General features: G+C 64.4%; 16 protein-coding genes, 1 tRNA gene and 1 pseudogene. 17 read left to right on the forward strand and 1 reads right to left on the reverse strand.

Features of this window, described 5'->3' with window-relative positions:
- Positions 1–13 precede the first annotated feature (13 nt).
- From mnmG to CFR76_RS05255, 12 genes are all read left to right on the forward strand, one after another.
- Positions 14–1885: a tRNA uridine-5-carboxymethylaminomethyl(34) synthesis enzyme MnmG gene (gene mnmG, locus CFR76_RS05200; protein ID WP_110556169.1), complete on the forward strand. Its 1872-nt coding sequence runs from the start codon at positions 14–16 to the stop codon at positions 1883–1885.
- On the forward strand, positions 1882–2490 hold the full coding sequence (gene rsmG / locus CFR76_RS05205) for a 16S rRNA (guanine(527)-N(7))-methyltransferase RsmG (RefSeq protein WP_110556170.1): 609 nt from the start codon (positions 1882–1884) through the stop codon (positions 2488–2490). Before mnmG ends, rsmG begins: the two co-directional genes overlap by 4 nt.
- Positions 2483–3310 carry a ParA family protein gene (locus tag CFR76_RS05210; RefSeq protein ID WP_110556171.1) on the forward strand — a complete coding sequence of 276 codons (828 nt, stop codon included), beginning with the start codon at positions 2483–2485 and terminating at the stop codon, positions 3308–3310. The genes rsmG and CFR76_RS05210 overlap by 8 nt, the downstream gene beginning before the upstream one ends.
- Complete coding sequence (locus CFR76_RS05215) at positions 3307–4206, forward strand: ParB/RepB/Spo0J family partition protein (RefSeq protein WP_110556172.1); 900 nt, start codon at positions 3307–3309, stop codon at positions 4204–4206. Before CFR76_RS05210 ends, CFR76_RS05215 begins: the two co-directional genes overlap by 4 nt.
- Before the next feature lie 82 nt (positions 4207–4288).
- Positions 4289–4364, forward strand: a tRNA-Lys gene (locus CFR76_RS05220).
- A 301-nt stretch (positions 4365–4665) separates the two neighbouring features.
- Positions 4666–5406 (forward strand): gamma-glutamyl-gamma-aminobutyrate hydrolase family protein, encoded by a 741-nt coding sequence (locus CFR76_RS05225; protein ID WP_110556173.1) that lies wholly within the window; start codon positions 4666–4668, stop codon positions 5404–5406.
- Positions 5403–6170 carry a pseudouridine synthase gene (locus tag CFR76_RS05230; RefSeq protein ID WP_110556174.1) on the forward strand — a complete coding sequence of 256 codons (768 nt, stop codon included), beginning with the start codon at positions 5403–5405 and terminating at the stop codon, positions 6168–6170. Before CFR76_RS05225 ends, CFR76_RS05230 begins: the two co-directional genes overlap by 4 nt.
- The gene (gene rsmD, locus CFR76_RS05235) at positions 6170–6745 is read left to right on the forward strand and encodes a 16S rRNA (guanine(966)-N(2))-methyltransferase RsmD (RefSeq protein WP_110556175.1); all 576 of its coding nucleotides are present in this window, start codon (positions 6170–6172) and stop codon (positions 6743–6745) included. The genes CFR76_RS05230 and rsmD overlap by 1 nt, the downstream gene beginning before the upstream one ends.
- A gap of 169 nt (positions 6746–6914) precedes the next feature.
- Positions 6915–9683 (forward strand): DNA translocase FtsK, encoded by a 2769-nt coding sequence (locus CFR76_RS05240; RefSeq protein WP_110556176.1) that lies wholly within the window; start codon positions 6915–6917, stop codon positions 9681–9683.
- Positions 9680–10438, forward strand: coding sequence for an RluA family pseudouridine synthase (locus tag CFR76_RS05245; protein ID WP_110556177.1), 759 nt, complete (start codon positions 9680–9682; stop codon positions 10436–10438). Before CFR76_RS05240 ends, CFR76_RS05245 begins: the two co-directional genes overlap by 4 nt.
- Complete coding sequence (locus tag CFR76_RS05250; RefSeq protein WP_110556178.1) at positions 10420–12528, forward strand: hypothetical protein; 2109 nt, start codon at positions 10420–10422, stop codon at positions 12526–12528. The genes CFR76_RS05245 and CFR76_RS05250 overlap by 19 nt, the downstream gene beginning before the upstream one ends.
- Before the next feature lie 25 nt (positions 12529–12553).
- Positions 12554–13330, forward strand: coding sequence for a histidine phosphatase family protein (locus CFR76_RS05255; protein ID WP_244191794.1), 777 nt, complete (start codon positions 12554–12556; stop codon positions 13328–13330).
- Between the two features lie 219 nt (positions 13331–13549).
- On the opposite strand, the gene CFR76_RS18675 is transcribed toward CFR76_RS05255, so the two are convergent.
- Entirely contained in the window at positions 13550–13684 is a 135-nt protein-coding gene (locus CFR76_RS18675) for a hypothetical protein (RefSeq protein WP_264986450.1), read from the reverse strand.
- Between the two features lie 229 nt (positions 13685–13913).
- Here CFR76_RS18675 and CFR76_RS05265 point away from each other — a divergent pair, with 229 nt between their 5' ends.
- The 5 genes and pseudogenes from CFR76_RS05265 to CFR76_RS05285 all read left to right on the forward strand — a co-directional run bounded on the left by CFR76_RS05265 (position 13914) and on the right by CFR76_RS05285 (position 18839).
- Positions 13914–14387: a nucleoside deaminase gene (locus tag CFR76_RS05265; protein ID WP_110556179.1), complete on the forward strand. Its 474-nt coding sequence runs from the start codon at positions 13914–13916 to the stop codon at positions 14385–14387.
- A 122-nt stretch (positions 14388–14509) separates the two neighbouring features.
- The gene (locus tag CFR76_RS05270) at positions 14510–16081 is read left to right on the forward strand and encodes a Do family serine endopeptidase (RefSeq protein ID WP_110556180.1); all 1572 of its coding nucleotides are present in this window, start codon (positions 14510–14512) and stop codon (positions 16079–16081) included.
- 182 nt (positions 16082–16263) lie between these two features.
- The gene (folD, locus tag CFR76_RS05275; protein ID WP_167402056.1) at positions 16264–17178 is read left to right on the forward strand and encodes a bifunctional methylenetetrahydrofolate dehydrogenase/methenyltetrahydrofolate cyclohydrolase FolD; all 915 of its coding nucleotides are present in this window, start codon (positions 16264–16266) and stop codon (positions 17176–17178) included.
- 29 nt (positions 17179–17207) lie between these two features.
- Positions 17208–17942, forward strand: coding sequence for a methylenetetrahydrofolate reductase (locus CFR76_RS05280; RefSeq protein ID WP_110556182.1), 735 nt, complete (start codon positions 17208–17210; stop codon positions 17940–17942).
- Positions 17943–18126: 184 nt separating this feature from the next.
- A pseudogene (locus CFR76_RS05285) lies at positions 18127–18839 on the forward strand (IS5 family transposase).
- Positions 18840–18925 lie beyond the last annotated feature (86 nt).

The following is an 18925-nucleotide window of genomic DNA, read 5'->3' on the forward strand; positions in this document are numbered from 1 at the left end:
GGGAAGTGCGGGAATGAGTCGCGTATATGATGTGATTGTCGTGGGGGGCGGCCATGCGGGGTGCGAAGCCGCATCCGCCGCCGCGCGCACGGGCGCGCGGACGATGCTGCTGACACATCGGCTGGATACGATTGGCATCATGTCCTGCAATCCGGCCATTGGTGGTATCGGCAAGGGACATCTTGTACGCGAAATTGATGCGCTTGATGGCCTGATGGGGGTTGCCGCCGATCGGGCCGGAATTCATTTCAAGCTGCTGAACCGCTCCAAGGGGCCAGCCGTGCATGGCCCGCGCGCGCAGGCGGACCGTTCGCTTTATCGTCAGGCCATACAGGACCTGCTGGCCCGCACCGAAGGGCTGGATATTGTCGAGGGGGCGGCGGGGGACCTGCTGGTCGATGGACAGGGCCGGGTCGAGGGGGTTGTCTGTGAAGATGGTCGTACCTTTGCCTGTGGCGCCGTGGTTCTGGCGACGGGTACCTTCCTGCGCGGGACGATCCATGTCGGGCATGACAGCCTGCCCGCGGGAAGGGTAGGGGACCGGCCCGCCAATGCGCTGGGTGAACGTCTGGCCGCGCTGGGGCTGCGCATGGGGCGGCTCAAGACCGGCACGCCGGCCCGTATCGCGCGCGACAGCATCGACTGGGACGCTCTGGCGCAAGACCGGGGCGACACCGTGCCGGAACCCTTCAGCCGCATGACGGATGCCATCACGAACCCCATGGTGTCATGTCGTATCACGGCCACAACGCCGCGCACGCATGAGATCATACGCGAAAACCTTCAGCTTTCCGCCCTGTATGGCGGGGCGATTTCGGGGCGGGGGCCGCGTTACTGCCCATCGATCGAGGATAAGGTCGTGCGGTTCGCGCAGCGTGAATCCCACCAGATATTTCTTGAACCCGAAGGGCTGCCCGGCACGCCTGATGGGGAACTGGTCTATCCCAATGGAATTTCCACCAGCCTGCCCGAAAGCGTGCAGGTGGAGATGCTGCGCAGCATCCCCGGCCTGGAACACTGCCGGATCGTCAGGCCCGGCTACGCGGTGGAATATGATTACGTGGACCCGCGCGAACTGGCGCCCACGCTGGAACTGAAAAACATGCCGGGCCTGTTCCTTGCCGGTCAGATCAACGGCACGACCGGGTATGAGGAAGCCGGGGCGCAGGGCCTGCTGGCCGGTGTCAATGCCGCCCGCTGTGCCGCGGGGCAGGAAGGTGTGACCCTTGATCGTGGGGATGCCTATATCGGCGTGATGATTGATGACCTGACCACGCAGGGCGTGTCCGAACCCTATCGCATGTTTACATCCCGCGCTGAGTATCGCCTGACCCTGCGGGCGGATAACGCCGACCTGCGGCTGACCCCGCGTGGACTGGAATGGGGGTGCGTAGGGGTGGCGCGTGCGCAGCGATACCATATGGACCATGCCGCGATCGAAGTGGCAACTGAACGCGCACGAAATGAAACCTATAACCCGGACATCCTGCGCCGGGCCGGGGTGAATGTCTCGGCCGATGGGCGCGCGCGCTCGCTTCTGGATGTGCTGGCCACGGATGCGCCGCCCGAAACACTCGCCCGGGTCGCGCCATGGTTTGCGGACCTGCCGCCCCGCGTGGCCCGGCATCTGGCGACCGAAGCCCGCTATAGCGGCTATATTTCCCGGCAGGATCGTGAGATCCGCCAGCTTGCCAGCGAAGGGCGCATGACCCTGCCGGTGGATCTGGATTATGCTCAGGTTGGTGGCCTGAGCACGGAAATGCAGGAAAGGCTGGCGCAGGTCCGGCCCGTGACGTTTGGCGCGGCACAGCGTATTCCCGGCATTACGCCATCGGCGCTGGTCGCCCTGCTGGCGCATGTGCGGCAAAGGCAGGTTGCGGTATGAGCGATACGCCCGATGTTTCACGTGAAACACGTGACAGGCTGGAACGCTATGCCGATATCCTGTTGCGGTGGAACCAGCGGATCAATCTTGTCTCGCCCCATGACCTGCCGCATTTATGGTCGCGTCATATTGCCGATAGCCTGCAACTGGCGCGGCTGATTCCCCCCGGTCCCATAAATCTGGTGGACATGGGTTCTGGCGGCGGGTTTCCCGGCCTTGTCATTGCATGCGCCACGGAGGCGCGGGTGACATTGATCGAATCGGATCAGCGCAAGGCTGCCTTCCTGCGTGAGGCCGCACGGGTGGCGGGCGTGCAGGTTCATGTCTGCGCACAGCGGCTGGAGGTCGCTGACGTGCCCCCCGCACAGGTCGTGACGGCGCGCGCACTGGCGCCCCTGTCGCGCCTGCTGGAATGGGGGACGCGCTTCCTGCTGCCCGATGGCTTCTGCCTGTTTCTGAAAGGAAGGAATGCGGAAGATGAACTGACAACGGTCGGCGCCGACTGGCGCATGGCGACAAACCGGATTCCAAGCCGCACGAATGCGGATGGTGTGATTCTAGAATTGAGCGATATCAGGCGTGTCAGAGACCACAACAATGAATGATACGGGAAGCGGGCTTGCATCTTCCCCCCGCATTATTGCGCTGGCCAACCAGAAGGGTGGTGTGGGCAAGACAACCACGGCCATCAATCTGGCGGCGGCCCTGGCGACATCGGGGCTGAAGGTCCTGCTTGTCGATATGGACCCGCAGGGCAATGCCTCCACCGGGTTGGGCGTCGGGTATGATGCCCGCCGCAGCGGCACCTACGCCATGCTGGAAGATGGTGCGCGGGCAGCCGCCGTGGTGCAGCCCAGCGCCGTACCCGGCCTGTCGCTGATCGCGGCGGATACCGAACTGGCGGGGGCGGAACTGGAACTGGTCATGTCCGACCGGCGTGAATACCGCCTGCAGGATGCGCTGGCGCAGGTCGGGGCGGACTATGATGTCATCCTGATCGACAGCCCGCCCAGCCTTGGCCTGCTGACCCTTAACGCCCTGGTGGCGGCGCAGTCCGTGATCGTGCCGTTGCAGTGTGAATTCTTCGCGCTGGAAGGGATCAGCCAGCTGGTGCGGACCGTCAACAGTGTGCGGCAGTCACTCAATCCGATGCTGAAGCTCGATGGTATTGTGCTGACCATGTACGACCGGCGTAACAACCTGTCGGAACTGGTGGCCGATGATGCCCGCAGCTTCTTCGGGGACAGGGTGATGGAAACCCTCATTCCCCGCAATATCCGGATTTCCGAGGCGCAGAGCCATGGGCAGCCGGTAATGAATTATGACCAGCGTTCGTCCGGCAGTCAGGCCTATCAGGCGCTTGCCACCGAAGTTACGGAGCGTCTGGGACTGCACGCGGCACGAAAAGGGAAGGCCAGCTTATGAAACCCAAGAAGGATGCTGGTCGTCCCCGCCTCGGTCGCGGGCTGGCAGCCCTGCTGGGTGAGCAGGTCAACATGCTGCCCGCCGCGTCGGCGGTGGAGGCACGCAAGACGCCTGAATCCATTTCCAGCCTGCCGGTTGATGTCATGGAACCCAGTCCCTTCCAGCCGCGACAGCAGATGGAACCCGGCGCACTGGATGAACTGGCCAGTTCCATTCGCGTGCGGGGCATCCTGCAGCCCATCCTTGTGCGGCCCCATCCGGGGCGCAAGGGGGTGTACCAGATCATTGCGGGGGAACGCCGCTGGCGTGCCGCCCAGATCGCGGGCCTGCATGACGTGCCTGTCCATATCCGACCATTGGATGATGGGGACGCCATGGCGGCGGCCCTGGTGGAAAACCTGCAGCGTGCCGACCTCAACGCCATCGAGGAAGCCGAGGGCCTCCAGCGCCTGCTGGATGACTATGACCTGACGCAGGATGAACTGGCCAGCGCCATTGGCAAGTCCCGTCCGCATGTCGCCAACATGGTGCGCCTGTTGCAGTTGCCGCCGCCCGTGCGGGATGCTGTGCGCAATCAAAGCCTGTCGGCGGGGCACGCCCGCGCCCTGCTGGCGCATGGCGATCCCGTTGCCGCGCTGAAAGTCGTGCTGGCGCAGGGGCTGAACGTCCGCCAGACGGAAGCTCTGGCCAGGCAGCAGGAACGCAAGACTGCTGCCGCGCGTGAAAAGGCGGAAAAGACGGCCCGTAACCCTGAAATTGCGGCGCTGGAACGCGACCTTGCCACCAGACTGGGGCTGAAGGTGCAGATTGCCTTTGACGGGAAGGGCGGCAGCATCCGGATTGATTACCGTTCGCTGGAACAGTTTGATGGCCTGCTGCGGTTGCTGCAGCGGTAGGAATTTAAAAAAATCAAAAATTCCCCTTGTCAGACAATCGGGTGACTGCTAGAAGCCCTCTCACCCAAGCGGGTAACCCTGTGGGCGCATAGCTCAGTTGGTAGAGCAGCTGACTCTTAATCAGCGGGTCCAAGGTTCGAGCCCTTGTGCGCCCACCATAGGGTTTGACAGGATTACAGAAATCCCCATCACGGCATCGCCGGTGGGGATTTTTTGTATTCTGGTCCCGGCGCGGCCTGAGGCAATAAGCACGTCGTTGCCCGCCATTTCTTTTGACCGGATATTCCGTTAAAGGACTGTTGCAAAAGACCCCGTCGATAAAAAAGAAAGTTTCTTGATGCTGCTTTTTAAAGGCGACGCGTCCTGAAGCTTTTTGAAAAAAGCTTCACCAAAACTTTCTTACTGATCTGCAGGATATTGCGTGGGCAGGCTTCTGAAACAGTTTCCGGGACAGGCGGAATGACATCCCATTTCCCCCTGATCGGGGTCACGCTGGACAGCGAACCGCCCGCAACAGACGGCAGGGCCGGGTATTCCCGTTTCCCATGGTATGCGATCCGCCAGAATTACATGGACATGATCGCGGCCTGTGGCGGGCTGCCGGTTGCCCTGGGCCATGATGCGCCGCAGGCGGCGGCCATGGTGGCCCGGCTGGATGGCCTGGTGGTGACGGGGGGCGCGTTTGATGTGCCGCCTGACCTGTACGGCGTATCCGACCGACATGCCAGCGTGCAGACCAAGCCCCGGCGGACGGCAGCGGAAGCAGCGCTTGTCGATGCCGCGATGGCGCGGGGCATTCCCATCCTGGGTATATGCGGCGGCATGCAGCTTCTGGCTGTCGTGCTGGGGGGATGGCTGGTGCAGCATATCCCCGATACCTATCCCGCAGCCCTTGCGCATGAGCAGCCCAACCCGCGTGACGAGGCCGGGCATGTGGTGGATGTGGTCGCCGGCACGCATCTGGCGCGGCTGGTGGGTCAGGACCGGCTGGCGGTGAATTCGTCCCACCATCAGGCCGTCGGGGATGCGGGGCGTGCGGTAATCTGTGCTACAGCGCCTGATGGGGTTGTCGAGGCCATTGAACTGCCCGGCCATCCATTTTGCATCGGGGTGCAGTGGCATCCGGAATTTGGCATATCGGCAGGGGACCGTCTCCTGTTCGAAGGGTTGATCGACGCTGCGAGGCAGATACGAACATGACACAGGACCATTCTTCCCCTGAACGGGGTGACCGTATTGCCAAGTGGCTGGCCCGGTCTGGCGTTGCCAGCAGGCGTGATGCGGAACGCATGATTGCCGAAGGCCGGGTCAGGCTGAACAGCGCCGTCGTCACCCACCCGGCCACGTTCGTGGATGCGGGCGACATCGTGCAGGTGGACAACAACGTGGTCAGCGCGCCTGACCGCACGCGGCTGTGGCGGTACCACAAGCCCGATGGCCTGGTGACAACCCACCGTGATCCCGAAGACCGCCCGACCGTGTTCGATTCCCTGCCGCCGGGACTGCCGCGCGTCGTAAGCGTGGGACGGCTTGACCTGAACAGCGAGGGCCTGCTGCTGCTGACCAATGATGGTGAACTGGCCCGCAGGCTGGAACTGCCCAGTAATGGCTGGATACGCCGTTACCGCGTGCGGGTGTTCGGGGTGGTGGATGAACGGATGCTGGCCGCCCTTGCCCATGGCAGCGAATTCGAGGGCGTGCGCTATGGCCCGATCGAGGCGCAGCTGGATTCCGCCAAGGGGGATAATGCGTGGCTGACCGTCTCCCTGCGTGAAGGCAAGAACCGCGAGGTGCGTAAGGTCATGCGCGGGCTGAACCTGCATGTCAGCCGCCTGATCCGCACATCATACGGCCCGTTCCAGCTTGGCACGCTCCAGCGTGGGGAACTGGAGGAAGTGACCGGCAAGGTCATCCGTGAACAGGTGCCCGGCCTGCCCGCCGCCAAGTCACAGCGCAGGGCGTAATGCGTATCATCGCGGGTGACTGTCGTGGCCGCACCCTGCATGCCCCGCAGGGGCAGGCCACCCGTCCCACGGCGGACCGTGTGCGGCAGGCGCTGTTTGACACGCTGGCCCATGCGCCATGGGCGGGGACGGACCGCCTGCGTGGCGCGCGCGTCCTGGACGGCTTCGCGGGCACGGGGGCGCTGGGGCTGGAAGCCCTGTCACGCGGCGCCGCCAGTGCCGTGTTTGTCGAACAGAACCGTGCCGCCCTGCGTGCCCTGCGTGAAAATGTCGCGACCTGTGGCATGGGCGATCGCGCCGTGATCCGGGCGATGGATATGCTGCGCCTGCCCGCGCGCGGTGCCGCCGGTCCTGTGGACCTGGTTTTTCTGGACCCGCCCTATAACCAGGACCTGCCAGTCCGCGCACTGGCGGTACTGGAACGCGGCGGCTGGCTGCATCCCGAAACTCTGGTGGTGGTTGAAACGGCGGCGGCGGAATCCGCCCCGGTGGCCACGGACCGGCTGTTGCTGCAACGCAGGCACGGGGCCGCGTGCCTGTATGCATGGCGGCATGGGCCGGGCGACGCGGCATAATTGATTGCCGTATTTTTGCCAGCGGCCTTCTGTCTATGGGGTGGACGGGGTTATAATGGTTCCGTCTGACGGAAATGGCGGGCCTGAAGTGAATTGGTCGTTTCCCGTGTGCGTTCGGTCCCTGCTGGCATGTCCATGCCGGGGGACTTTATGATCAGGATATGGATTTTTGGCGATTTTCAGCCGTTTTGTCCCTGACTCGCTGTCCTCTGGCCCGGTGCGGTCGCGCCTGCGCGACCGGTTGACCGAAGCGGGGGGGCTGGGGTTGTGGAGTCTGGCGCTGTGTCTTGCCATTGCCCTGTGGAGTTATGATCCCCGCGACCCGTCGGCCAATACGTCCAGTGCGCAGCCGCCAGCCAACTTGCTGGGGCGCCCCGGCGCGTACATGGCTGATTTCATGCTCCAGAATTTCGGGATCGTGGACATACTGGCCATTTTCTGCCTGCTGGCATGGGGGTGGAGGCTGATCCGGCATCATGGGCTGGCCTCGGCCCTGCTGCGCATCATCGCACTGGTCTGCGCGCTGCCGGTCATCGCGGCGGACATCGCGGCCGTGCCGCTGCTGCTGCCCGCCCTCCAGGCCCCGCTATGGCCAACGCAGGCGGGGCCGGGGGGGGCGGTCGGCCTGTCGGTGGCGCATATGTCCATTCAGGCCGCCACGGTTTTCGTGGGGCGGGGCGGTCCGCTTGTCGTCTGGCTGCTGGGGCTGGTGCTGGGAGGGCTGCTGGTGCTTCTGGCCCTTGCCCTGTCCCTGTCCGAATGGCGGGGCATTGGGCGCGCGATCAGGGTCCTGCTGCGTCAGCCCATGGTCCTGGCCATATGGCTGCAGCGGGTCACGGGGGAAAAGCCGCGGGCGCGGGCCATGGCGGCTCCGGCCCCGTCTCCCTTCCATGCGCCGCTTGTGGATACAGGCCGCAAAACGGTGGTGGACCCCATGCCCGCCACGGCGCGCGCAACGCCCGGCACGGCCATGATGCCCATGGCCGACCCGCAGGCGGCCAGGCCGTCGGGGCAGAAGAACATGCCCGCACCCACCGCGAAGCGGGAGGAGGCGCGCCCGGCGCTGGGTGGCCGCAAGGTGGAGGGCGGCAAGCCCGCGCAGGTTTCGCTGCAGACCAGCTGGATGCACCCGCCGGGCATGGATGAGGAAATCACCCAGCCCCTGCTGATGGACGGTCCCGCACCGGTATCGGATCAGGTGCCGTGGCATGAGGATACCGACGCGCAGGCTCCCCCGCCCGTCATTGCCTCTCCCCATGATGACCTGCCGACAGCGGCCAAGGAATCCGCCCGCCCGACACTGCTGTCGCGCTTTTTCTCCGGCGCGGGGCGGACGGCGGAGGAGCCGGCGGCGAGCCTGCCGGATTATCCGCCCGCCATGCCCGCCACGCCGCCGGAAGATACCTATACGCCCCCGCCACAGCCGGAATGGCAGTTCCCGCCGCTTTCGCTGCTCAGGCCCCCGCCATCGAACGAGGCGACCAAGCCGACCGAGGAACTGCTGCACGCCAATGCCACCCAGCTTGTCACCGTGCTGTCGGAATACGGGGTGCAGGGTGAAATCGTCGCCTATCACGCAGGCCCGGTGGTCACCCTGTATGAACTCCAGCCCGCCCCCGGCATCCGGGCGGCCCGGGTGATCGGCCTGGCCGATGACGTGGCGCGGTCCCTGTCGGTGCTCAGCGTGCGTATCGCAACCGTCCCGGGTCGCAACGTGATCGGGATCGAGGTGCCCAATACACGGCGTGAGACGGTCTATTTCTCCGAACTGCTCATGGACCCGCAATGGGCGCATGCGCGCGCGCGCCTCAACCTTGCGCTGGGCAAGGATATTGCGGGCGAATCGGTTTACAGTGACCTCGCCGCCATGCCGCACCTGCTGATCGCGGGCACCACCGGGTCGGGCAAGTCGGTGGGCGTGAACTCCATGATCCTGTCGCTGCTCTATCGCCTCTCGCCCGAGCAGTGCCGCCTGATCCTGATCGATCCCAAGATCCTTGAACTTTCGATTTATGAAGGCATTCCCCACCTCATGACGCCTGTGGTGACGGAACCGGCCAAGGCGGTTGCGGCACTCAAATGGGCCGTGCGGGAAATGGACCGCCGTTATCGCGGCATGGCGCACCTGCAGGTGCGCAACATCGCAAGCTATAACGAACGCGTGGCCGAAGCGCGCGCGCGTGGTGAAATCGTGACCCGGCGCGTCCAGACCGGCTACGACCCCGAAACCGGCAAGCCCACGTTTGAAGAACAGCAGCTTGCCCTCGATTCGCTGCCGTATCTCGTCATCGTGGTGGACGAGATGGCCGACCTCATGATCGTGGCGGGCAAGGAAATCGAAGCCCTGCTGCAGCGTCTGGCGCAGAAGGCGCGCGCGGCGGGCATTCACCTGATCCTTGCCACCCAGCGCCCGTCGGTGGACGTGATTACCGGCACCATCAAGGCGAACTTTCCCACCCGTATCTCCTTTCAGGTCATAAGCAAGTTCGACAGCCGCACTATCCTGGGCGAGCAGGGGGCCGAACAGCTTCTGGGGCGCGGGGACATGCTGTTCATGCAGGCAGGCGGCCGGATTACACGCGTGCATGGCCCGTTCGTGGATGATAGCGAGGTCGAGGCCGTCGTCGCCTTCCTGCGCACGCAGGGGGAACCGATCTATGATGACGACGTCATTTCCCCGCAGGAGGAAGACAGTTCCGGCAAGCCTTTCGCCGCCCCCGCTGGCGGGGCGGAGGAAGACGGCCTGTTCGCGCAGGCGGTCGAGGTCGTGGCGCGTGAAGGCAAGGCGTCAACGTCCTTCATCCAGCGCCACCTGTCGATCGGCTATAACCGTGCGGCCAAGATCATCGAGCAGATGGAAAAGGAAGGCCTGGTCAGCGAGGCCAACCATGTCGGCCGCCGCGAAGTCCTGATGCGGCGCAATACGGAAGACGAATGAAACCCCACGTCATGCCGCGCGGGACAGGGCAGGCGCCTGCCACCCTGCCATTCACGGTCCTGTACCGCGATAACCGGCTTGTGGTGCTGGACAAGCCGCCGGGGCTGCCGGTCCATTCCGGCCGTGGCGGGGGGGCGAGTGTCGAGGACTGGTTTCCCGCCCTGTCGCGGCACCGGAACGGCCCATGGCTTGCGCACCGGCTGGATCAGGATACATCGGGCTGCCTGGTGGTCGCCCTGCGCAAGCAGGCGCTGGTTGCGGTGCAGGCATGTTTCGCGGCGGGGCGCGCGCGCAAGACCTACTGGGCCATTGTGCAGGGCACGCCCGATGCCGCGCAGGGCGTGATCGATATGCCGCTTGCCCGGGTGGAACAGGGCAGGCAGTGGCGGATGCAGCCGGTAAAAACCGGCGGCCAGCCCGCCCGGACGCGCTGGCGTATGCTGGCGACGGGGCATGATGATGCCGGGATACCCATAAGCTGGCTGGAACTGGTTCTCGAAACCGGGCGCACCCATCAGGCCCGCGCGCATTGCGCTGCGCTCGGGTGTCCCATACGGGGCGACACGCGCTATGGCGCGCGCGACGCGGGGGCGCTACACCTTATGAGCCGGAGCATCCATCTGCCACTGGATGTGCCCGTGCATGCCACGGCCATGCCACCGGAGCATATGCGCCGTATCATGGATCAGGCTGGCTGGACCGTGCCGCCTGGCAGCGTGGAAAAGGAAGTGACACGGTGTTCGCCCACACATTGACGCAGGAGCTGCTGCGCGTTCTGGAACGACCGGACCTGCGGGTGATTGCGGGCGACAGGCGGATCACGCTGGACCCGACGCTGGACCTGCCGTTTCGCGTCCAGCCCGGCGGGGTCATCGTGCTGGGGCTGCCTGCGCAGGGACAGCAGGAGGAAACGGCCTTTTTCCTGCGGCACGCGCTGGAACTGGCCGCGCTGCTGGACATCGCGCCGCACAGGGGCCTGTGCGCGGCCTTCTGCGCCGCGCGGACGGCGGCTCTGTTCTGGTATCTTGATACCGGCCGGTCGGATGCGGATGCACCGGCGGCATGGGTGCCGCAGATGGCGGTGGCGCAGGTGCCCCCTGCCACGGCCCTGCGCCAGATATGGTCCGCCCTGGCGCCCTTGCAGCCAGCCGTGTCGTTGCCGGACGGATCATCTCCCTTCGATGCGCTGCATGACGCATTATGCGCCCTGTGGCCCCTATTGGGGCCGACCGAAAGCCTGATGGCCACAGGCGGTGACGCCCGCCTGGCCGTGGACCCCGCGACGGGGCTGAACCATTACGGCTGTTCGCACCGGCCCCGGCCATGGGCCATCACCTTTGCGTCCTCCACTGCGTCATCACTGTCCGAACGGGGCTTTGCGGGGGCGGAGACCGCGCGCCTGTCCCTGCTGTCCGGTGCGTTGCACGGGCGGGGCGAGGATGCGGCGCGGACGCTGGATGGGGACATACAGGCCCGTATCGCCGCGCATTTTGGCCTTGAAGCGGGGGAAGGGGTCGTGCTGGCCCCATCGGGCACGGATTGCGAACTGTATGCGCTGGCGTTGGCCGCCCTGGCACCCGGCGGGCGGGCTGTCAGCAATATCCTGCTTGCGCCGGAGGAAACCGGCAGCGGCGTGCCGCTGGCCGCCATGGGATGCCATTTCGCCAATGATACCGCCCTTGGCCATCCGGTGACACGCGGCATGCCCATTGCCGGTTTTCCCACCGATACGTTCGTGGTGAACGTGCCGATGCGTGATGCGGCGGGCCATGTGCGCCCGGCGGCTGATGTCGATGCGGAGACCTGCCGCCTGACCCATGAAATGCGCGCGGCGGGCCGGCATGTGCTGCTGCACCGGCTGGACCTGTCCAAGACCGGGCTGCTGGCGCCCGGACTGCCCGCGCTGGAACAGGCCTGCATGCCGGCGGACAGGTCGGGAGACCGCCCCGATGTGGTGGTGGATGCGTGCCAGGCCCGGCTGGACCCGCTGCGGGTGCGCGATTATCTGGACCGGGGCTGGATGGTCATGGTCACCGGATCCAAATTCTTTACTGGCCCGCCATTCTGCGGGGCGCTGCTGCTGCCCGCGGGCGTGCGGCGCAGGCTGGATGGCCCGCGCCCCGTGCCCGTGGGGCTGGGGGATTACAGCTATCGCCATGCATGGCCGCAGGGCAGGGTGGTGGCCGGACTGCCTGCGGGGCATAATGTCGGGCTGATCCTGCGCTGGTGCGCGGCGCTGGCGGAAATGACCGCGATCAGCCGCATTCCCCGCACGGTGATCCATGACCGGCTGCATGGTTTCCTGTCCGCTGTCACCTCCCGCATCATGGAAGATCCCGCGCTGGAAATCCTGCCTTCGGTGCGTCCCGATCGTGCGCCCATGGACAATGCGTGGGACACCCTGCCGACCATCATCTGTTTTTTCGTGCGGACGCCGGACAGTGACGCGAAGACTTTCCGCCCGCTGGCCCTGCCGGAGGCGCGACAGCTTTATGCCTGGCTCAATACCGACCTGTCCGGCCTGATCCCGCCCGATGACCCCGATGCGGCCCTGGCCTGCGTGCTGTGCCATGTGGGCCAGCCCGTGCCGCTGGCGCATCCCGGCCGGCCCGGTGTGATCGTGGGGGCGCTGCGTATTTCCGCGGGCGCCCGGCTGGTTGCGGGGGAGCCGTCGCATGACGGCATGGATCCGACCGAGCGCCTGCGGCGCGAAGTGCGCAATGTGGGGCGGATTCTTGACAAGATCAGCCTGATCCTGCGGCACTGGTCGCAGCTTGGCACGGCGGCGCCGGTCCAGACCTACCTGCCGCGTGGCTGGCGGGCGCGGGCCATTCTGCCTGCATGAATTTCATGACCTACCTGTTCAATGGATGTCCAGCGTGAGCATACAGACCAACCACGGCAATTTCCTTGATACGCCCCAGTTGCAGAAGGGCGTGACCCGATTCTGGCTGATCCGTCACGCACTGGTGGAACAGAACGCCCGCATGCGGCTGTATGGCGCGATGGACGTGCCTCTGTGCCCGGACAGCCTTGTGGCCCAGCGCTGGATGTATGAAGCCCTGGCGCGTCGCCTGCCGCGTCCGGCATTGTGGTTCACGTCCCCCCTGTCACGCACGCAGCAGACGGCGCGCGCCATCCAGCAGGCCGGTTATGGCCCGCATGAATGGCAGGTGGAACCCGACCTGACCGAACAGTCCATGGGCGAATGGCACGGCATTACGCATGATACCCTGCCAGAGCGGCTGAGCCTGCCCGCCCATCCGTTCTGGTCCGTCGGCGCGACCGAACTGCCGCCGGGCGGCGAAAGCATGGTGCAGGTCTGTGCCCGTGTGGGTGCGTGCCTTGACCGTCTGGCGGCCGAACATGCGGGGCAGGACATGGTGGTGGTCAGCCACGGGGGCGCCATTCGCGCAGCCTTGGCCCATGCGTTGCGCATCCATGCGGAAACGGCGCTGCATTTTTCCATCCAGAACCTGGCGCTGAGCGTGATCGAACGCCTGCCGGAGGGATGGCGTATCGTGACCGTCAATGAACTGCCCATGCCTGTACCCGCCCGGTCCGACGGGGTGGGCGAGACCCCGGCATGGGCCGCGCAGGATGCGCAACCGCCTGCGATGGTAGCCCCTGATTTCAGGATTTGCTGAAATCAGGGTGCACGAACGCAATGTGGCGACAGCCTGTATCCAGCGTCATCCGTCGGTCAGCTACGATGCCTGGGAATCATGAAGGAGTTTTTGGTGAAGCTTTTTTCAAAAAGCTTCAGGAAACGCGGCCTTGTTGAAAAAGGCTCCACCCCAAAACTTTTGTTATTTTTTATGCCCGAATCCATGCCTGACAGGATGCCAGCATGAAAAAGCAGGTTGTCAGCGTGGGGGCGACCGCAGCATGCAGGTCAGGACACAGGTATCGCTGGCCTGCGGTGCGCGGCGCAGGTCATCTGACGCGGCCATCCCCGCCACGATGGCGGCAGTGGCAAGAACAAGCGTGAGCGTATGCATCACCTTACTCCCAGTACGGTCACCCACACCCCGGATGGGTGCATGATCCGGGACGGGATCGGCCTGTTGCGGTCCGCCGTTGTGCCAATGGGGCATCTTTACCCGACTGTCACCTGTGTGAAACGATACTGTCAGGTTGTAGTTGTGCCTATCCACAAAAAAATGGCCGGTCGTGGATAATTGTACGGCACGGTCGGCTGGCCTTGCAGGCAGGGGGGATTGCTATCGTATGCGCATGATACGTTCACGCCCGGCGCCCGCGCATTTCATGGATATCGCGATGGAGGAAGCCCGCGCCGCCGCCGACCGGGGGGAAGTCCCGGTGGGGGCCGCCCTGTCCGGGCCGGACGGGCAGTTGCTGGCGCGCGCGGGCAACCGGGTGGAGGAATGGGGCGATCCGTCCGCCCATGCGGAAATGCAGGCCATGCGCATGGCAGGCGTGCGCCGTGGCGGACAGCGCCTGGCGGACTGCACGCTGTATGTCACGCTGGAGCCATGCCCGATGTGCGCGGCCGCGGCCACGCATTTCCGGGTGGGGAAGATCGTGTTCGGGGCCTATGACCCGAAGGGCGGCGGGGTGGAACATGGCCCGCGCCTGTTCGCGCAGCCACGCTGCCTGCACCGCCCCGAAACCGTGGGCGGCGTGCGTGAGCGCGAGGCGGGGCGGCTGTTGCGGGATTTTTTCCAGCGCCTGCGTGCCTAACCTATTTGTCATGCAACGGTATGACACGGGTTGGCTGCCTTGCGGCACAATGCAGTCAATGGGACTGTAAGCCCCGGCGGTCGGTCCCGTCCGTCGTTTTGAGAGATTTCAGCAGGACAACCATGTTCAGGGATGCCATGTCAGACGTATTGCGGTCGAACACCCTCTTCCCCCATCGGCGCCATAGCCGGATGCTGGCGACACTTGTGGCCGGCACCATAATGGGGGGATGCCTGCTTTCGGCTCCCCTTGCGCGGGCGGATGACAGCGGGGTGATCCACCCTGACACCCAGATCCAGCAGCTGCCGAATTTCGTAAACCTGGTCAAGCAGGTCAAGCCGGCCGTCGTGTCGATCACGGCGCGGATCAAGGACGCGGATGTGGGCGAGGACGGCGGGCAGGGCGGCATGCCCGGTGGCTTCCCGTTTCCCTTTCCCTTCCAGATGATGCCGCAGCAGGCCCATCATACCGTCGAGGCCCGTGGCTCGGGCTTTGTCATCTCGCCCGACGGGTATGTCGTCACCAACAACCACGTGGTGAAGGGCGCGACCAAGGTGACCGTGACGCTGGATGACGGCACGGCGCTGCCCGCCAAGATCGTGGGGCGCGACTCCAAGACGGATATCGCCCTGCTCAAGGTCTCGCCGTCGGGCAAGCTGCGCTTTATCGAACTGGGGGATTCGGACAAGGTCGAGCCGGGTGAATGGGTCGTGGCCGTGGGCAATCCCTACGGGCTGGGCGGCACGGTCACGGCCGGTATCGTCTCGGCCCGTGGCCGTGACATCGGCGATGGCCCGTATGATTCCTTCATTCAGGTTGATGCCCCGATCAACCGTGGCAACTCCGGCGGCCCGCTGTTCACGCAGGATGGCAAGGTGGTGGGCGTGAACACCGCCATCCTGTCGCCCTCTGGCGGGTCGATCGGGATCGGGTTCGCCATTCCGTCCGATACCGTGAAGAACATTGTCGACCAGCTTGAAAAGACCGGCCATGTCACTCGCGGGTACCTCGGCGTCACGGCGCAGGCGATCACGCCGTCCATGGCCAGTGCGCTGGGCATGAAGCCGTCGCCATCCGGCGCGCCGGCTACGGGTGCGCTGGTGGCCAGCGTCAGTTCGGGTAGTCCTGCGGAAAAGGCGGGGCTGAAGGCGGGTGATGTCGTCACCTCGCTGAATGGCCAGGCCATCGACACGCCGCATACGCTTGCGGTCAAGGTGGCAGGCATCGTGCCCGGAACCAAGGCGACGATCGCCTACCTGCGCAACAACAAGCCGCAGACCGCCAGCGTCCTGATTTCCAGCCTGGGCAAGGGGGGCACGGCCGATGGCACGGTGGGCGATACGTCCCATGATGCCGACAAGGGGCCGAAGCTGGGGGTGACGCTCGCGCCCCTGACGCCTGACCTGCGCCAGCAGCTCGGGCTGGAGGAAAACGTGCGCGGCGTGGTGGTCAGTGACGTGCAGGCCGGTTCCGCCGCCGAACAGGCCGGGATCCATGCGGGTGACGTCATCCAGTCCGTGGGCGATGTGCCGGTGGAAAACCCGCGCGCCACGGTTTCCGCCATCCGCCAGGCCCTGCAGGCCAATCATTCCGTCCTGCTGCGGGTCGTGCGCAACGGGCAGAGCGTCTTTGTGGCCGTCAGTCCCAACAGCGATGATTCTGACACGACCAGCCCTGACGAAGACGACCAGTAACACCCTCCCCGCCATTGGGGGGACACAGGCCGGGGTAGTCATGCCCCGGCCTTTTTCATGCGCAAAAGGCGGGAAGGCCGGTTTTTTTACCGGATGGGCCAGAAAAACGCCGGGTGATGATTGTCGCGCCATGGTTTCTTGCCTTATCTGCTGCCATCGCCATGTTCGTTTCCGGAGGGATGATGACCGGTCCAGCAGTATCCGATACGCAGGAACCCCATGCCGCGCGCCTGATTGACGGCAAGGGCTTCGCGGCCCGCATGACGCAGGATATCGCCGCCGATGTCAGCGCCTTCTACGACCGGCACCACATCACCCCCGGCCTTGCGGTGGTGCTGGTGGGCAATGACCCGGCCAGCGAGGTCTATGTGCGCAACAAGGCGCTGCAGACCCACCGCGCGGGCATGCGGTCGTTCATGCACATGCTGCCCGCCACGACATCGCAGAAGGAACTGCTGGGCCTGATCGAACGGCTGAATGTCGATCCCGAAATCCACGGCATCCTCGTGCAACTGCCGCTGCCCGCAGGGCTGGACCCGGTTGTGGTGACCAATGCAATCATTCCCGAAAAGGACGTGGATGGCCTGGGCGTGGTCAATGCCGGGCGGCTGGCGCTGGGGCTGCCGGGAATCGTGCCCTGCACGCCGCTTGGCTGCCTGCTGCTGCTGCATCACTATGTGGGTGACATGCGGGGCAGGGACGCGCTGGTGATCGGGGCATCCAACCTTGTCGGCCGCCCCATGGCGGAACTGCTGCTGCGTGAGGGCTGCACCGTGACCGTGGCCCATATTGACACGCGTGATACCGCATCCCTTGCCCGGCAGGCCGATATCGTGGTGGTGGCGACGGGCGTGCGCGAACTGGTACGTGGCGACTGGATCAAGCCGGGGGCCACGGTGATCGATGTCGGCATTTCCCGTGTCACGCTACCCAATGGCAAGACGCGGCTGGTGGGTGACGTGAAGTTTGATGAAGCCGTAAAGCGCGCGGGCCTGATTACGCCGGTTCCCGGCGGCGTTGGTCCCATGACGATCGCCTGCCTGCTGCGCAATACCCTTGATGCGGCCCGGATACTTGTGGAAGGCCCGGCGCGCTGAGCGCCCTTGCCGCAGACAGGAGAGAATACATGACGCTTACTTCCGTTGAACTGATCCCGCGTGACCGGGAAACGCTGCTGCGCGACGCGGGGGATGTCAGCCGGCTGTTTCCCGATGCGCAGATGATCAATATTCCCGACCTGCTGCGTTTCCCCATGCGCAGCTGGGAGGCGGCGGCCCTGATCCGTCCGGTTTTCCCCCGCGTGATCCCCCATATCCGCGCCATCGACATCGCGCCGGATGCGCCGCTGCCGGGCGCGGATGACCCGGACCTGCATGAGGTGCTGGTGGTCAAGGGCGATCCGCCAACGGACCTGAAGCACCGTACCTATCCCAATACCAGCGAGAGCGTGATCGCCCGTTACCGGCGGGAGGCACCGCATCTTGCGGTCTATGCCGCATTCGATCCGTACCGCCGTGCGCCGTACAAGGAAATGGAGGCGGTCGCGCGCAAGAAGGAAGCGGGTGCCGCGGGTTTCTTCACCCAGCCTATTTTTGACATGCGGATGCTGGAGCTGTGCATGAACTGGCTGCATGGGGAAAACGTGTTCTGGGGGATTTCCCCCGTGGTCGGCCCAAAATCGCGTTCGTACTGGGAAACGACGAATCACGTCATCTTCCCCCATGATTTCGAGCCGACACTGGACGCCAACATCGCCTTCGCGCGGCAGATGATGGATACGGTGGCGCAGGCAGGCGGCAATACCTATCTCATGCCGCTGCGCGTCAATCTGGAACGTTACCTGACGCCGCTGCGTCGTTAAAGGCTGTTTGAAAACAACCTGTTAATCAAAGGATAAAAGGTTTTGGGCGCCGCCTTTTTTCAAAAAGGCGGCGTTCTTCGAAGCTTTTTGGGGCCTGTTGGGAATTATGCTTTTCTGAAGCATCTGGATGTGATTCAAGGTCTGTATGGATCGCTTCATACTGACAGATGCCCAATGGGCGAAGATGGAACCCCTGTGCCTTGGCAAGAAGACGGATCGGGGCCGCAGCGGGAAGGATAACCGCCTTTTCATCGAGGCGGTCTTGTGGATTGCGCGGACCAGCAGTCCATGGCGGGATCTGCCGACATATTTCGGACATTGGAACTCGGTCTACTCGCGCTACAGCGACTGGATGAAAGCCGGGGTTTTCCAGCGAATTTTCGAGGCTGTCTCGGACGACGCCGACATGGAATATGCGATGATCGACGGCACGGTGGTGCGGGTTCACCGTCATGGCCAGGGCGCAAAAGGGGGACCCGAAATCAGGCGATCGGACGCAGTGTGACGGGATGGTCGACCAAGATCATCGCCATGACCGACGCCTTGGGTAACCTGGTCCGCTTTACCCTTATCCCCGGCCAGCATTACGATACGGTCGGGGTTGCGCCCCTTCTTGAACCGGCCGATTTCGGGGGCATTCTTGCCGACAAGGCATTTGATGTGCACTGGATTGTGGACAGCATACGCGCGCAAGGCGCCTGTGTGGTCATTCCCCAGCGCAAAAACCGCCTCGACAGACGCCCGTTCGATAAAGCCCTGTTCAAAGCGCGCCATCTTATCGAGAACTTCTTCTGCAAACTCAAGGAGTTCAAGCGCATCGCCATGCGCAGCGACAAGACAGACAGGTCATTCTCGGCCATGATCTATCTCGTGGCCGCAGTCATCAATTCACGCTAATCCCCAACAGGCCCTGAAAAAAGCTTCACCAAAAACGTCTTTTGATTTTAAGGCATTGTCATGATGTGACTGCTTTAAACAGTCTT

The organism is Komagataeibacter swingsii (genome assembly GCF_003207895.1).
Lineage (GTDB): Bacteria > Pseudomonadota > Alphaproteobacteria > Acetobacterales > Acetobacteraceae > Komagataeibacter > Komagataeibacter swingsii.